The following is a 15,451-nucleotide window of genomic DNA, read 5'->3' on the forward strand; positions in this document are numbered from 1 at the left end:
AAAGCACCTTTGCTACCGTTGGGCACAAGAAACCACGGGAGTGCGCGCGCCGCGCACTGAGAGGCCCCAGCGCAGAACGCGCATGGAACGAGGGGCGACCGTTTGAACCTGTCCGGGTCATGCCGGCGAAGGGAAGGAGCCTTTTCATCATGCCTGCGCGCAGCACCAACAACAGCCAGAGCAACCCCAGTACGCACACCATCACCACCGGCCCGATCTACCGCAGCCACAAAACCTACCGCCAGGTGGAACACCGCAACACCGATGGTTCCAGCACCACCCTGCGCCTGCCCGCCCGCGCCATTGAGCTCACTACGGGGGAGAACTTCGAGGTCTATGACACCTCGGGTCCGTACACGGAGGCCCAGCCGGAACTGAACCTGGAACGCGGCCTGCCGCGTACCCGCGATGGGTGGGAGAAGCCCGCCGCAGCCCCGGCCAGCGAGCAGCACCCGGAGATAGCGGTGCAAACGCAATTGTCCTGGGCACGGGCGGGAATCATCACCCCGGAGATGACCTTTTGCGCTCACCGCGAGGGCATGGAGCCGGAGTTTGTGCGCCGGGAGGTAGCGGCGGGCCGCGCGGTGATTTGCGCCAATAAGAATCACCCGGAAATTGAGCCCATGATTATTGGCAAGGCCTTTGCCGTGAAGATCAATGCGAATATGGGCAATTCCGTGGTTACCTCCTCTATCTCGGAAGAGGTGGAAAAGATGGTGTGGGCCACGCGCTGGGGCGCAGATACCATCATGGATCTTTCTACTGGCTCCGATATTCACGAGACCCGCGAGTGGATTCTGCGTAATTCCCCGGTGCCGGTGGGTACCGTGCCCATTTACGAGGCCCTGGAAAAGGTGAAGGGCGATCCCACCAAGCTCACCTGGGAGATCTACCGCGATACCGTGATTGAGCAGTGTGAACAGGGCGTGGATTACATGACGGTGCACGCCGGAGTGTTACTGCGCTACGTTCCCCTGGCCGCCGAGCGGGTAACGGGCATCGTCTCTCGCGGTGGCTCCATCATGGCGGCCTGGTGTCTCAAGGAGCACCGCGAATCCTTCCTTTACACCCACTTTGAGGAATTGTGCGACATTCTTGCGCGCTACGACGTCACCTTTTCCCTGGGTGATGGGCTGCGCCCCGGTTCCATCGCGGACGCCAACGATGAGGCCCAACTAGCCGAACTGCGCACCCTGGGCGAACTCACTGAGATTGCCCGTTCCCGCGGGGTACAGGTGATGATCGAGGGGCCGGGGCATGTGCCCCTGCACAAGATTCCGGTGAACGTGGAGTGGGAGGAGGATTGGTGCCACGGCGCGCCCTTCTACACCCTTGGTCCCCTGGCTACCGACATCGCGCCGGGTTACGACCACATCACCTCCGCCATCGGTGCGGCGGTGATCGGTCAGGCGGGCACCGCCATGCTCTGCTACGTCACCCCGAAGGAACACCTGGGCCTACCCAACCGCGATGATGTGAAAGTGGGCGTGATTACCTACAAGATCGCCGCGCACGCCGCCGATCTTGCCAAGGGGCACCCGCGCGCCCAGGAGCGTGACGATGCGCTTTCCAAGGCCCGCTTTGAGTTCCGCTGGCACGATCAATTCGCCCTGGCACTCGATCCCGATACGGCGCTGGAATACCACGATGAAACCCTGCCTGCCGAACCCGCCAAGACCGCTCACTTCTGTTCCATGTGCGGGCCGAAGTTCTGTTCCATGCGTATCTCCCAGGACGTGCGCGATTATGCGAGGGCGCACGGGTTGACCTCCGTGGAGGCCATTGAGGCGGGTATGGCGGAGAAATCACAGGAGTTCCACGAGGGCGGAAACCGCCTCTACCTGCCGCTCACGCCGCAAAGCCCCAGCGCAGAGAGCACAGGCAGCACAAGCCCAGCAACGCCGCAAGCCCGGCAAGCTCAAACAACCCCTCACACTACAAAGCGGTAACCCATCCCCGCCTCGGTGAGAAAGTGCTCGGGGTGGGAGGGATCGCGCTCTAGTTTCTGCCGTACCTGGGAGAGGTACACCCGCAGGTAGTTGGTCTCCCGCTCGTAGGAATCCCCCCACACGGCCTTGAGCAGATCGGCCTTGCGCACCAACTGCCCGGCGTGGCTGGCCAGGTGGGCCACCACTCCCCATTCGTGCGGGGTGAGGTGCACCGGCTGGCCGTGGTACCGCACGAGTGATTGGGAGAGGTCGATGCTCAAAGCGCCGTCGGCGGTGGTGACCACGGGGGAGGCGGCTTCGGTCTGCGGGCAGCGCCGCAGCGCCGCGCGCAGGCGGGCCAGCAATTCCCCGATGGAAAAGGGTTTGGTCACGTAATCGTCCGCGCCCTCGTCAAGGGCATTAATTTTGCCCTCGTGGTCGTGGCGGGCGGAGATAATGAGCACCGGCACCCCGCTCCATGCCCGCAGGGAGCGCAGCACGGTGAGCCCGCTGGCGTCGGGAAGCCCAAGGTCAAGCAGCAGGGCGTGGGGCTGCCACTTCCGCGCGCAGTCGAGGGCCTGGGCGGCGGTGGTAGCCACGGTGACCTCGTAGCCTCGGGCGCGCAGGTGTATGAGGACCACGCGGGCCAGCGAGGCGTCGTCTTCTACCACGAGGATGCGGGTGGCATCACTCATCGCTGCCTCCTGTCGCGGCGGGAAGGGAAAGGATCATGGTGGCTCCGCCACCGGGGGTATCGTCCACGCGAATGTCCCCGTGCATGGCCTCGGCAAAACCGCGCACCACGGCTAGGCCGAGCCCCAACCCCGTGCCGGTATCGTTGCGGTGCACGAAGGGGGTAAAGAGGGTTTCGCGCTGATCCTCGGGGATACCGGGGCCGTGGTCAATCACCTGAATCTCCACGGTATCTTCCACGGCCACGGCGCGCATCAGCACCGGGGCTTCGCCGTGCAGCAGGGCATTGCGCAGCAGGTTCGCCAGGGCGCGTTGCAGCAAACCGGAGTCGCCCAGCAAGGCGGGAAGTCCCTCGCTCACCTCCACCCGGATGTGCTCGCGCAGTTCGGGTTGCTCCGCGAGCACGGCCTCGATGATCTCGGCGGCGCGCAGGCGGCGCTGGTGTACGGCGATGGTCCCGGAGTTGAGCCTGCTCATATCCAGCAGATTGCCGATTACGGTTTCTAACCTATCGGCGGATTCCTCAATGCTTTCGATCAGTGCGGCGTGCGCCTCGGGGGGCAGGGGGACGTCGCCAAGCATGAGCCCGGAGACCGCGGCCTTGATACTAGCCAGCGGGGTGCGCAGATCGTGGGAGACGGCGGCGAGCAGGGCCGAACCCACCCGATTGCTGGTTTCTAGGGCGGCCGCGGCGCGGCGCACGGCGTCGATCTCCTGGCGGTCCAGGATGGCGGTAATCCGTGCGCCGCGAGCCTCGATCATGGTGCGCTGCTCGGGGCGAATCTCCGGGCCCGCCATGCTCAGGCGCAGGCGCGGCCCCAATTCCACCCGCTCCCCGGCCTCCGGGTCCCACTTATCGACGAGCCCGCGCGGCGAGGTGGATTCCAAGGTCACCCATTGGTGGCTTTCCGGCGCCCAGCGCTGCAAATCCACGCGGTGCAGGGAGAAGGTCTGCTGGATACGCCGGAGTAGGGAGGGGAGATCGTCGCCCTCGTGAATCGCCCCGCGCGCGAGGTCGGCCAGCACAATTGCCTGGGCCTGGCGCTGTTGCGCCTGGTGGGTACGCTGTGCTGCCACGTCCACGATCCAGGCCACGCACACCGCCACGATGAAAAAGAAGAGAATACTGATGAGCGATTCCGGCTCGGTGATGGTGAGGGTGTGCTCCGGGGTGGTGAGGAACCAATTGACCAGCAAGGAACCGGAAAGCACCGCGAGGATCGCGGGACGCAAGCCCCCGGCTAGGGCGGCAAAGACCACGATGGTCAAGTACCCCAGCAGCACGGCCCCCACATAATCCGGGCTGGGGTGAAAGGCGGTGAGCGCGAGCGTTACCAGCGGGGGCGCAACCGCGGCCACGCCCCAGCCCACCGCCTTGCGCCCGGTGCTTAGGTAATTGCGGCGGGCTTGGGCGGGGGCTTCCGACGCCACCCCGGCACCCGTTCCCTCAGCCGCCACGATGTGCACGTCCACGTGCCCGGCCTGGTTGATGATTTGCTTGCTCAGCTGCGTGGCCCCGAGGCGGTGGCGCCGCGTGCTGGCCCCCAAACCAATGACGATCTGGGAGGCATTGAGCGTGCGGGCAAAACCCAGCAGGGTATCGGCCACCTCATCGCCGGCGATCACCCGCCACTGGCCGCCTAGATCCTCGGTGAGTTTTTGCAGGCTGCGCAGGGAATCGGGGGGTCGTCGGGAAAAGCCATCATCCCGTGCCACGTGGACTACCACCAGCTCGCGGTCGGCCACCCGTCCGGCGATCCGCGCGCCGCGGCGAATGAGCACGTCCGAGCCGGGGGAACCGGAAACCCCCACCACCACGCGCTCGCGGGTGGGCCAGGAGGCGTGAATATCGCGTTCGGTGCGGTACTGCGCCATGCCCTCTTCCACCTTGTCCGCCAACCACAGCAGGGCGAGTTCCCGCAGCGCGGTGAGGTTACCCAGGCGGAAATAATGATCGAGGGCGCGCTGGGCGGTATCGCCCTGGTAGATCAGCCCGCGCGCCAGGCGCACGCGCAGGGTATCGGGGGAGAGGTCCACTAGCTCGATCTGGTCGGCCTCGCGCAGCACCCTATCCGGCAGGGTCTCGCGCTGGCGCACCCCTGTGATGGCAAAAACGACGTCGTTAAGCGATTCCACGTGCTGAATATTCAGCGTGCTCAGCACGTTAATCCCGGCGTCGAGAAGCCGGTGCACATCCTGCCAGCGCTTAGCGTCGGGGGCCTGGGCGGAGCCGAGCACCGTGTGGGCGAGCTCATCTACCAGCACGGTATCCGGGTGGGCGGCGAGCACGGCTTCCACGTCGAGTTCTCCGTACATGGAACCGTGTTCGTAGTGGCGGGGCAGCACCTCTAGGCCCTCCACCAGGGCGGCGGTGCGGGGGCGGCCATGATCCTCCACCACGCCCACGAGCACGCTGCGCCCCTGGGCCACTAACTCGTGGGCCTCGTTGAGCATGGCGCAGGTTTTCCCCACGCCGGGGGCAAAACCCAGGTAAATCTTCAAGCGCCCGCGCCGGGGCTGGCCTGTCGGAGCGTTGTGTGCCTCTACCAACCGTTGTTCCACCAAGAATCTCCTACTACCCGGAATGTCGCGCGGCTTCCGCCACGGCGGCATTGAGCGTGGTGACGTTCACCGGAGGCCCATCGGCAGAACCATTGAGCGCAAAGGGCTGCTGATTCTGGGCGATGAGGCGGCGCAGCGTCCCCTCGGCCAGGCCCGTATTGCGAGCCACCCGAGGTACCTGCATCTCAGCATAGGTCCGAGAAATATGGGGGTCGAGCCCCGAACCGCTGGCGGCCACGGCCTCGGCGGGAACCTCCTGGGGAGCCACCTGCTCGCGCTCGGCCACCTCCACTCGCCGTTGCTCCACCAGGGCCGCATAAGCGGGATCGGCGGGGGACATATTCGAGGCCTGCCCCTCCCCGGCGCTGGGACGCGGATAAAACCACCCCGCATGCTGGGGCTGTTGCTGCTGCGGTTGCTGAGCCAGCAAGGCGGAACCGCGCACCTGCCCGGAGGCATCGTAGAGGGGAGAACCCGCCGCCTGATGCGGCAGGGCAATCATTCCGATTCCCACCAGGGTGAGCGGATAACACAGGCCCAGAATGACGGTGAAAAGCCCCACGGTAACCAGGGCGGAACGCGCGGTGCGCAGCACGGTACGAGAGGGAATCACAGGAGACCTCCGGGAAGAGCGCTAAGAATCAGATCAATGGCCTTGATACCCAAGAAGGGAACGAGCACCCCGCCCAGGCCAAAAACGGCGAGGTTGCGCCGCAGCAGGGTGGCCGCCCCGCTGGGGCGATAGCGCACCCCGCGCAGCGCCAGGGGAATGAGCGCCAGGATCACTAGGGCGTTGAAGATCACCGCAGAGAGGATGGCCGTGTGCGGGCTGTGAAGGTGCATGACGTTGAGCACCGCTAGGCCGGGAAAGGCACCAATAAACATCGCGGGGATGATGGCAAAGTACTTGGCTACGTCGTTGGCGATGGAGAAGGTGGTCAGCGCCCCACGGGTAATGAGCAGCTGCTTTCCGATGTGCACGATGTCGATGAGCTTGGTGGGGTCGCTATCGAGGTCGATCATGTTCCCGGCCTCCTTGGCCGCCGAGGTGCCGGTATTCATCGCCACCCCCACATCAGCCTGGGCCAGGGCGGGGGCGTCATTCGTGCCATCGCCCGTCATGGCTACCAGGTGCCCACCGGCCTGCTCGCGGCGAATCAGCGCCAACTTATCCTCCGGGGTGGCTTCGGCCAGAACATCGTCCACCCCGGCCTCGGCGGCGATGGCGCGGGCGGTCAGCGCATTATCGCCGGTAATCATCACTGTGCGAATACCCATCGCGCGCAATTGCGCAAAGCGTTCCGTCATGCCGGGCTTCACCACGTCTTTGAGGTGAATCACGCCCAGCACCACGCCCGCGGTGGGCTCCCCGGTGGCGGGATCGCAGTCAAGGTGCGCCACCACCAGAGCCGTGCCTCCCGAGGCACTGATCTCCTTCACGATCTGAGAGGTCAGCGAGGCAACGGTGCCACCCAGGCTTTCGACGAGCCCGCAGACCTCGCTGGCGGCACCCTTGACGATCCGCTCGCGCGGATTGATCTGAGCCCCGCTCATGCGGGTCTGCGCGCTAAAGGGAAGGAAGGTCAGCCCGCTATACTCCTGGGGATTCACCGCGCGGGTGCGCGTATCCGCCAGCGTGACCACGGAACGCCCCTCCGGGGTTTCGTCGGCCAGCGAGGCCAGCTGGCAGGCCTTGGTGAACTCCGCAGCCGAGGTGGTACCCACCGGAATCAGGTCCACGGCGCGGCGATCACCCACGGTGATCGTGCCGGTCTTATCCAGCAAGAGGGTGGATACATCCCCGGCGGCCTCCACCGCGCGCCCGGACATAGCCAGCACATTGCGCCCCACCAACCGATCCATGCCCGCGATACCGATGGCGGAGAGCAACGCCCCGATGGTGGTGGGAATGAGGCACACCATGAGCGCCACGAGCACCACGGGGGACTGCTCCGCGCCGCGGAAGGCCGCCATCGGAGCAAGGGTGAGTACCACCAGCACAAAGATCACCGTGAGCACCGTCAGCAACATACTCAGAGCCAGCTCATTGGGGGTTTTCTTGCGCTGCGAACCCTCCACCAGGCCGATCATGCGATCCATGAAGCTCTGCCCCGGCTCGCTGCTCATGCGCACGATAATGCGATCGGACAGCACCCGCGTACCGCCCGTGACCGCGCACCGATCCCCACCCGATTCCCTAATGACGGGGGCAGATTCCCCCGTAATCGCGGACTCGTCCACGCTCGCGGCCCCGGCCATCACATCGCCATCGGCGGGAATGACCTCGCCCGCCAACACCAGTACGTGATCGCCCTTGCGCAGGGACTCGGAACCGATGATCTCCGCGGTGTCCGCGGGGGCGTCGATAAGCGTATCCGAGGGAACGCGCCGGGCGGTGGTGCTGCCGCGCGAGGCGCGGAGCGACGCCGCCTGGGCTTTGCCGCGCCCCTCTGCCACTGCCTCAGCCAGGACGCCGAAGAACACCGTGGCCCACAGCCAGGCGGAGAGGAAAAGGGTGAAGAAACTGGGTTCAACTATCCCCATGACCAGGGTAAAAGCCGCCCCGATCTCCACCAGGAACATCACCGGAACCCGCACGAGGCGGCGGGGATTGAGCTTGCGCAGCGCCAGGGGAAGGGCGCCGAGAATAACGTGCTTATTCATAGGGAGAAAGCCTCCGCGAGCGGGCCGAGAACGAGGGCTGGAAGGAAAGTGAGCGCGCCCACGATGAGGGCGACCCCAACGAGCAGCCCCACGAAAAGCGGGCGATGAGTGGGCATGGTGCCCGAGGTAGCCGGAATGGGCTTTTGCGACGCCAGCGAACCGGCCAGCGCGAGCACCATCAGCATGGGAACAAAGCGACCCAGCAGCATCACCACCCCCAGGGCGGTGTTCCACCACGGGGTATTGGCGTCCAACCCGGCAAAGGCAGAGCCATTATTATTGGCCGCGCTGGCCAGCGCATACACCACCTCCGTGAAACCATGAGCACCATCCGTGGTGGTAGAAAGCGTGGCGCGCGTGCCGGGAAGCACCACCGAAAGAGCCACCCCGCCCAACACCAAGGCGGGCATGACCAAGATGTACAGGCAGACCTTGACCATCTGCGGCACCCCAATGCGCTTACCTAGATACTCCGGGGTGCGGCCCACCATGAGCCCGGCCAGAAACACCGTGAGCAGCGCCAAGATGAGCATGCCGTAGAGCCCGGAACCCACCCCACCGGGGGAAACCTCCCCCAGTAACATGTTCAGCAGCAACATTCCGCCGCCCAAGGGGCTATAGCTGGAATGAAAGGAATCCACCGCCCCCGTAGACGTCATGGTGGTAGACACCGCAAAGAACGCCGAGGGCACCGTGCCAAAGCGTAACTCCCGGCCCTCCAGGTTGCCGCTTTCCGCGAGCAACACCACGGCCAAGGAAGCCACGAAAAGCACAGACATGGCGCCCAGCAGCGCCCAGCCTTGGCGACGATCCCGCACCATCACGCCGAAGGTACGGGTGAGGCTCACCGGTATGAGCAGAATGAGGAAAATCTCTAGCATGTTGGAGACCGCAGTGGGATTTTCCAAGGGGTGCGCAGAATTGGCTCCAAAATAACCACCGCCATTAGTGCCCAACTCCTTAATGGCCTCCTGGGAGGCCACCGGGCCGCCGGGAATCATTTGGGTACCGCCGGTGAATGGGTGTACGGCAATGGCGGGGTGGAGATTCTGAATGACTCCCTGGGTGAGCAGGAGCAGAGCGGCAATTCCCGCTAGAGGCAGCAAAATACGCAGCACGCAGCGGGTGAGGTCCACCCAGAAATTACCAATCCGCCCCTGGGCGTCCCGGCAGGCGAGACCGCGAATAAGAGCCACCGCCACGCTGATACCCACCGCGGCAGAAAGGAAGTTCTGCACCGCCAGACCCATCATCTGAGTGAGCGGGCTCATGGTGGACTCCCCGGAATAGGACTGCCAATTGGTATTGGTAACAAAGGAGGCCGCCGTATTCCACGCCTGCCCCGGAGAAACCGCCGCGAAACCCTGGTGAAGCGGCAAAAATGCCTGGCAGCGCTGCATCGCATAGAGTGCCACGAGGGAAAAGATAGAGAAGAAAAGAACCCCGGAGGCGTAGCGCGTCCACCGCTGAGACACATCGGGATGGACCCCCATGAGGCGATACAAAGCGAGTTCAAAGAAGGTATGGCGCGGGCTGGAAAACACGCGCGCCATATACGAACCCAAGGGAAGATAAACCCCGGCGAGAGCCAGGAACACCGCCACGATGGGAAAAACAGCGTTAAGCGTGGCGCTCATGCGAAATCCTCCGGACGCAGCAAAGCAACCAGGAGATACACCAGGGAGGCCAAGCCCAGGAACAGGCCCACGGCGCAATCCGACGTCACAGCGCATCCACCCCCTTGACGAGGAGGAGCAGGCAAGAAAAAACCGCGCCCGTGACGGCGAGGTAGAGAAGATCACTAACCATGCGCAACAACCTAAGCCCGGTGGGTGGGGATTGAGCTCGATCTTGACGGAATCTTGACGGGGTGTCATGAGGGGAGCAGGCTGGGGCTATGGCGGCTCATAGCACTCGAAGGGACTTCCTCGACTTCCTGCGGCGGCAGTGCAGTCACGTGGTGGAAGAAAACGCCGAGGGGCTGGTGGTGCACGATGAGGAATTGGGGGCGATTCCCGTGGTAGCCACCGAGGCGGAATGGGAGGAATACCGGGTGGGCTGCGCGGAGTGGGATACGCACCCACTCTCGCTCATGGGGATACATCTGGATGAGGCCCTGGCGAATATTCACTTCCGAGGGCTTTCCCACGCGGGAATAGTGATAGATCGCGGAGGATTCACCTGGGCACAGTACGTGACGGTTCACCAGCAGGCCAGGAAGGTGAAAAGGGAGTTCCACGCCTACGTGAACGATTCCTGGTTTATGCGGGAATTGGGGTTAGACGAAGAACACGGGGATATATGGGTGGAGGGGCGGCGGCGTATTCCCCTTACTGGCAGTGATGAGCAATGGGTAGCCTGCGCGCGGAATTATCAGGGCACCGAACACTCGGAGTATTTGCTCATGCTCATGGCACTCGATGAACTGCTAGATCGTAGTCAGAACCCCGTTTGTGTTGCTGTGAGCGGTGAAGGCTTTGCCATCCCTAGATAAACTTTGTGGTGGGATCAATCCGAGCGCTAGCGAGCGCCCCGAGCTTTAGGGCGTAGAGGGGAACGGAGGCTCCGCGCAGATCGGCTCCGTTGAGGCGGCAGGCCTCGATATTGGCGGCATAGAAGAGCGCGCCGCGTAGGTCCGCCCCGCTAAAGTCCACCTCTTCAAAGGTGGCCTCGGTGAAGTCTGCCCCGCGCAGGGAACAATTGCGGAAGTTCACCTGATGGAACTCCACCCAGACGGATACGAGCTCATCGAGGTTGAGATCAGAAAAATCCTCCCCGCGTATTGGCGTATTGACTTCTAGGAATGGAGTTCCATCGGGGAGGATATGAAATAGCGGGGAGGACATATGGAACCTAAGGGGAACTGAGAGGGAGTTTGCGAATTATCTCACGCGGTGGGGAAGTCGGCTCTACCCGGTGGAAGAGATTGCCGAGAGGTTTGTGCTACGTGATGAATAATTAGACGTAATCCCTGTGGTGGTTAGCGAAGGGGAATGGGAAGAATGTGGGAGAAATTATGGGAAATATATACATACTCACTTTCGCTTATTGGTATTCATTTTGATGAAGCCGTGCGGAGTGTTGGTAGCTGTGGGCTGATCTGTGCGGGGATAGTGATTAACCGAATGTCTGCTCATTCTTATCTTATGTGGCTTGATGAACTATGAGAAAATATGAGTGGACCTAGTGCTGTGCGTAGGTGATGAGGGCTGTTCTCGCTCCTCTGTCCTCGGGGAGGTAACGCCCGGGCAGGGCTTGGCATGTGCCGATGTGGTCTAGGGCGTCCGCAAGGGTAGGCATGATGTGGGGCGCATGTGGCTGGCGCAGTGTACTGGAGGGGTTGGTGTGGGGGAAGGATTGAAGCGGTCGATGCCCAATGTAGTGTGCTTGTGAATATAAAACATTTACAAAATGTTTCTGCTGTGACTAGTGTGACTCTCCACTGCAAAAGGACTAGGAAATATGGAGGTATGCAGTGATAAAGCAGATAGCACGCTTCAGTATCGGGGTTGTGGGAGTCATGTCTGTGTCTGGTGTGTCGATGGCTCAGGCGGCACCAGTGGTGGATGCGGTGCCGTGGCCGGCTGCTCCCTTTGGTGGGGAGAAGCCCCTGGAGAATCGGTATGTGGAAAAGACCACCGAGGATGGTTGGGTGCTCCACGCAGAGAAGAAAGATGAGACGATCAATGTGGCACCGCCCTTGGATTCGGCGGTTACCACGGGGGAGAGCTTTGGCAGCTTGAAGGCCAAGGTGTGGATCACCGGCCAGGGAGAACCAGAACTGCGTGGTGCTGTCTTTGAGGCTGGCTATCAGGTGGGTTGCGGGGTGGACATCTCTACTGGTGTGGATTATGAGGTGGCCGGAACAGTAGGTGTTGCTCCGCGGGTCAGCGGTGGAGTGGAAGGCGGCCCGAGCGTTTCCGGTGGAGTTGAGGGTGGTCCGAGTGTCTCTGGTGGGCTAGAGGGTGGTCCGAATGTGGGTGTTGGTGGTGAGGCTGGTCCGAGTGTTTCGGTGAGTCTGCCGGAGGGCAATGTGCAGGTAGGGGCAGACGGAAAAGTTAAGGGGGAGGCCGGGGCCGATGCCACGGGCAAGGTAGAAGGTGGTGCTGACGCGACCGGCAAGCTAGAAGCCGGAGCGGACGCTACCGGCAAGGTTGAGGGCGGGGTTGATGGTAAGGCCGAGATCGCTCCGGCGATTAAGGGGCATCTGGATCCTGGCAAGATCACCAATGTTGCTCTGGTTTCCATGCCTATTGATAAGGAATATAAGCGTGCTGCGGGTGGTTTCACCGGGGCTCATCTTCAGGTCAATGGGTGCGCGGGGCCGGTGACGGTGCGTTCTTACGTGACGATTTCTACCGTGAGCCCCACGTCTGTGGATGCTGTGAACGTATACGGCGATCCGCAGCGCATCCGATAGGAAGGAAAGCACAATCATGACACAGGCAGAACAGCAGGAGTATCCGGTGGAGGTCTCGAAGGCAACGGCGCAGGTACCGCGCAAGCAGCCGTTATGGATTCCCATTGCCAATTTGGTTATCGGCGTTGCGGTGGTACTAGGAGCGCTGACGTGGTCGCAGTATCTTGACGAGCCGATTGCACAGTATGGCTATGTGAAGGTGATGTTCTTTTACGTGGTGCTGATGATTATTGGCGGTGGTCTGATGGTGTCAGGGTTTACTACGTTGTGGGTTCGGGGAACGTCGCGATAAAGGGAACCATGATGAAGAACCAAAAGAGCAAGGTGTGGCGGCGCTATGGAGCGGCGATTGCTGCCGGTACAGTGATGGTGCTGGTGACGCCGCAGGCTGGGGCGGAAACCCCAGAAGAGCGGTGTGCCAGGGAAACCGCTGCCCATAATGCCACGATGGAAGCATTATGGCGTGCTTCTCATCCTGGCCAAGAGCCAGGTCCTGGTGCGTGGCCTCCCTATGTGTGCGTTGGTGGGCCAGAGGGAAATAATGATACCGGAGGGCAGAATACGAATCCTGCTCCCCCTGCCGGAGGACAGCAGGGTGCTACTGGTGGTCCTACCGGTGGTGAAGAGGATTCTGCCCCTCTGTATGGGCGAGACCACCGATGGGATGAGGATACTACTGGTGGTCATGAACGTACCCATCAGTGGGACGATAGCGATGGGACTGGAACGCAACGTACTCACCAGTGGGATGATTCAGGGCGCACTCCTTCGCAGTATGAACAGGATATGCAGTTAGGCCCATTAGGGGACGCTCGCAGGAGTACTGGGCAAACTGGTGGCAGTGGGCAGGGGGATCGTCGATCTGCTGCTGATAGTGCGCGGTCGAATGTTCCTACGGTACCGGTATGGGAAGAACAGGTGCGTGGAAATGATGGACAGCAGCGTACGGTGCGCGTGGCTGATCTTGGCAACGGTGTGCAAGCGGTGGTTGATGATACTGGGCGCGGTACCGGTGAGGTGGTACGGGTAGACCCTGCCACGGGGGAGAAAAGTATCGAGATTCACGATGATCTCGCAGGTGAAAGCCTTGTTGTAGACCCTAGCGAAGAAAGAGAAGAGGCTGCGCCTGCAAGCGCTGCGCCGGGAGAGGCGGAGAGTACACAGACTTCCGCTATCCCGGAGGCACCAGTAGTACCGGTGGAGGGAGAAACCGGGGATACTCGTGGTGATGATGGGGGTGAGCCTGTGGGGCCGTTGGGTGCTGTGGGCGCTGCTATTGGTGGATTAGGTGTCTTGGAACGCCGGCGACGTCGTGATCGTTCATGGCAGGGTGATATTGATTGGGGGGAGGGGCGTGAGCAATCGCTGATTGTGCTCGAAGGTCCGGAGTCTCCTCGGGAATATCGCTATGACCTTGATGTTCCTCCTGGTGGGCAGGTTGTAGAAAACCCGGATGGCTCGGTGGATGTCCTTGATGCGCAGGGTAACGTGACGAAACATGTCAAGGCCCCGTGGGCCTATGATGCCGCTGGGCGGGAAGTGCCTACTTATTTTGAGGTAGACCCGGAAACCGGTGAGTTGGTGCAGGTGGTGGATCCGGAGCGTACGACGGTGTTGCCGATTGTGGCGGACCCGGATAAACGCACTATGCCTGAGTATGAGAGCGATGATATGTCGCCGTCAAGGGCGGCGCAGGAGAAGGCTCGGCGAGAGAAAGAGAAACATAGTGCAACGAAGCCTGCGAGTGATAATCCTGCGAAAAATCCGGAGAATATGACGAAAAATCCGGTGACGGGCAGCGTTCCTGGGAATTGAATGATGGGCGCATTGTGACGGAGCATCCGCGTGAGGATGATTCTGGACGTACGGATTGGACTTTGACGAATAAGGATGGAACAAAGCAGGAGTCGCTGTCGCAGGTTCAGTCGGATGTGGATGGAAGTCCCACGAATCTTAAAACTATTGATAATTCTGAGGTAGATTTACCGCAGCAGGATCGTCAGGATTGGGCGAATCGTACGGGAACTCGTGAGGGTTCTAATGTGGATAATCACCCGTTTAATAATGGTGATGCGACGTTTTCCGATCCGACGCAGGGGACAGTGGTACCAGGTTATTATAACCGGGAGTTGGATAAGCGTTCCTTTGCTGATGGTGAAGGTGGGTATGTCACTGAACATCCTAATGGGGATGGTACGTCGGATTGGACGCATAATAATACGGAGGGGCAGCAGGAGGCTGTGGCTTCGTTGGAATGGAAGGATGAGGGTGGCCTAGATAATGCCACGATGATTGATGATACGTTGGTTACTTCTCCGCCGGAGACAGGAGAGAACGATCAGACGTGGTACAACGGGACTGTTACTCAGGATCCGTATGATGGGATGTTCCAGGATGAGCAGGGGCGTTGGCACGATGGTGCTAAGAATCATGAAGGTGCAGATACACCAGCTTACCGCTTAGAAAATGGAAATATTCTGTATGGGGTCAATGCGGAAGATGGTCATACCGATTGGGTGACGGAAAATAAAGACGAAAAAGTTTCTGCTGTTCGTGAACTAGAATGGGACGATAATGGTGACCCTGTAGTTAAGAGGCAGGATGGGTATATATCAAAGAAAGAATACGAATCGAAAAAAGGAGGACCTTTTTCCGAAACGGACATTGCTGGTGGTGTTTATAATGTAGGAACTGGAGCTTCTTTTGGTGCTGCGGAAAAAAGTGCATACCTTGCTAAGGAAGCCGGAGAAAAGGTTGATGATTTAGCGAAGGCTGCTAAATATGGTGGACGTGGAGCGAGTGGTTTTGGTGTAGCCGCTGGGGCAATGATGGATATTGAACAAGGAGGGATGGATCCTACTAAGGCTTGGACCACAAATGCATTAGGTGGGGCGGCAGCTCTGGGTGTGGGGCTGTTTATTGGTCCTGGTGCTCCGGTAGCCGCAACAGTAGCAGCTACGTATGCAGCGGGACTGTTAGTAACTAAGGTATCTCAGCAGTTTTGGAGGGATCCAGTTGAATAGTAAGTCTGCAATATTGAGAATCTTCTATTCCGCATATAGAGTTTTTATGTTCCTTGTTCTTTTTGTTCTTCCTATCTATGCGATTATCATTGGGTGGCATGAGGAAAATTATGTAATGGGACACTTAATTCCCATTGGGGTCATCCCTCTGGTGATTATTT

14 protein-coding genes are annotated in these 15,451 nt (G+C 60.9%); 7 read left to right on the forward strand and 7 right to left on the reverse strand.

The window, feature by feature from the left end; all coding sequences use genetic code 11:
- The first annotated feature begins 149 nt into the window (after positions 1–149).
- Positions 150–1,949 carry a phosphomethylpyrimidine synthase ThiC gene (thiC, locus tag Clow_RS07665; RefSeq protein ID WP_082418601.1) on the forward strand — a complete coding sequence of 600 codons (1,800 nt, stop codon included), beginning with the start codon at positions 150–152 and terminating at the stop codon, positions 1,947–1,949.
- On the opposite strand, the gene Clow_RS07670 is transcribed toward thiC, so the two are convergent.
- Genes Clow_RS07670 through Clow_RS11450 form a run of 6 tightly spaced genes read right to left on the reverse strand, consistent with a single transcriptional unit; the run spans position 1,931 to position 9,573 of the window.
- Positions 1,931–2,623, reverse strand: coding sequence for a response regulator (locus Clow_RS07670; RefSeq protein WP_055178198.1), 693 nt, complete (start codon positions 2,621–2,623; stop codon positions 1,931–1,933). The two genes, thiC and Clow_RS07670, sit on opposite strands and share 19 nt — an antisense overlap.
- Positions 2,616–5,183 (reverse strand): DUF4118 domain-containing protein, encoded by a 2,568-nt coding sequence (locus Clow_RS07675; protein ID WP_245625728.1) that lies wholly within the window; start codon positions 5,181–5,183, stop codon positions 2,616–2,618. Before Clow_RS07675 ends, Clow_RS07670 begins: the two co-directional genes overlap by 8 nt.
- 13 nt (positions 5,184–5,196) lie before the next feature.
- Positions 5,197–5,796, reverse strand: coding sequence for a potassium-transporting ATPase subunit C (locus Clow_RS07680; protein ID WP_055178199.1), 600 nt, complete (start codon positions 5,794–5,796; stop codon positions 5,197–5,199).
- Positions 5,793–7,847 (reverse strand): potassium-transporting ATPase subunit KdpB, encoded by a 2,055-nt coding sequence (kdpB, locus tag Clow_RS07685; RefSeq protein ID WP_055178200.1) that lies wholly within the window; start codon positions 7,845–7,847, stop codon positions 5,793–5,795. Before kdpB ends, Clow_RS07680 begins: the two co-directional genes overlap by 4 nt.
- Complete coding sequence (kdpA, locus tag Clow_RS07690) at positions 7,844–9,484, reverse strand: potassium-transporting ATPase subunit KdpA (RefSeq protein WP_055178201.1); 1,641 nt, start codon at positions 9,482–9,484, stop codon at positions 7,844–7,846. Before kdpA ends, kdpB begins: the two co-directional genes overlap by 4 nt.
- Complete coding sequence (locus Clow_RS11450) at positions 9,481–9,573, reverse strand: potassium-transporting ATPase subunit F (protein ID WP_169786576.1); 93 nt, start codon at positions 9,571–9,573, stop codon at positions 9,481–9,483. The genes kdpA and Clow_RS11450 overlap by 4 nt, the downstream gene beginning before the upstream one ends.
- A gap of 171 nt (positions 9,574–9,744) precedes the next feature.
- Here Clow_RS11450 and Clow_RS07695 point away from each other — a divergent pair, with 171 nt between their 5' ends.
- A complete protein-coding gene (locus Clow_RS07695; protein WP_156334763.1) occupies positions 9,745–10,341 on the forward strand; it encodes a hypothetical protein in 597 nt (198 codons plus the stop codon).
- On the opposite strand, the gene Clow_RS07700 is transcribed toward Clow_RS07695, so the two are convergent.
- Entirely contained in the window at positions 10,334–10,693 is a 360-nt protein-coding gene (locus Clow_RS07700) for a pentapeptide repeat-containing protein (RefSeq protein ID WP_055178203.1), read from the reverse strand. The two genes, Clow_RS07695 and Clow_RS07700, sit on opposite strands and share 8 nt — an antisense overlap.
- A gap of 674 nt (positions 10,694–11,367) precedes the next feature.
- On the opposite strand from Clow_RS07700, the gene Clow_RS07705 reads away from it, so the two are divergent.
- From Clow_RS07705 to Clow_RS11780, 5 genes are all read left to right on the forward strand, one after another.
- Positions 11,368–12,267 carry an MspA family porin gene (locus tag Clow_RS07705; RefSeq protein ID WP_245625729.1) on the forward strand — a complete coding sequence of 300 codons (900 nt, stop codon included), beginning with the start codon at positions 11,368–11,370 and terminating at the stop codon, positions 12,265–12,267.
- Positions 12,268–12,283: 16 nt separating this feature from the next.
- On the forward strand, positions 12,284–12,559 hold the full coding sequence (locus Clow_RS07710; RefSeq protein ID WP_055178205.1) for a hypothetical protein: 276 nt from the start codon (positions 12,284–12,286) through the stop codon (positions 12,557–12,559).
- 171 nt (positions 12,560–12,730) lie between these two features.
- Positions 12,731–13,063 carry a hypothetical protein gene (locus Clow_RS07715; RefSeq protein WP_055178206.1) on the forward strand — a complete coding sequence of 111 codons (333 nt, stop codon included), beginning with the start codon at positions 12,731–12,733 and terminating at the stop codon, positions 13,061–13,063.
- A gap of 158 nt (positions 13,064–13,221) precedes the next feature.
- Entirely contained in the window at positions 13,222–14,082 is an 861-nt protein-coding gene (locus Clow_RS11775) for a hypothetical protein (RefSeq protein ID WP_156334765.1), read from the forward strand.
- Between the two features lie 62 nt (positions 14,083–14,144).
- A complete protein-coding gene (locus Clow_RS11780) occupies positions 14,145–15,290 on the forward strand; it encodes a hypothetical protein (RefSeq protein ID WP_156334767.1) in 1,146 nt (381 codons plus the stop codon).
- The last annotated feature ends 161 nt before the right edge of the window (positions 15,291–15,451 follow it).

This window comes from Corynebacterium lowii (genome assembly GCF_001412085.1).
In the GTDB taxonomy this organism is placed as follows: domain Bacteria; phylum Actinomycetota; class Actinomycetes; order Mycobacteriales; family Mycobacteriaceae; genus Corynebacterium; species Corynebacterium lowii.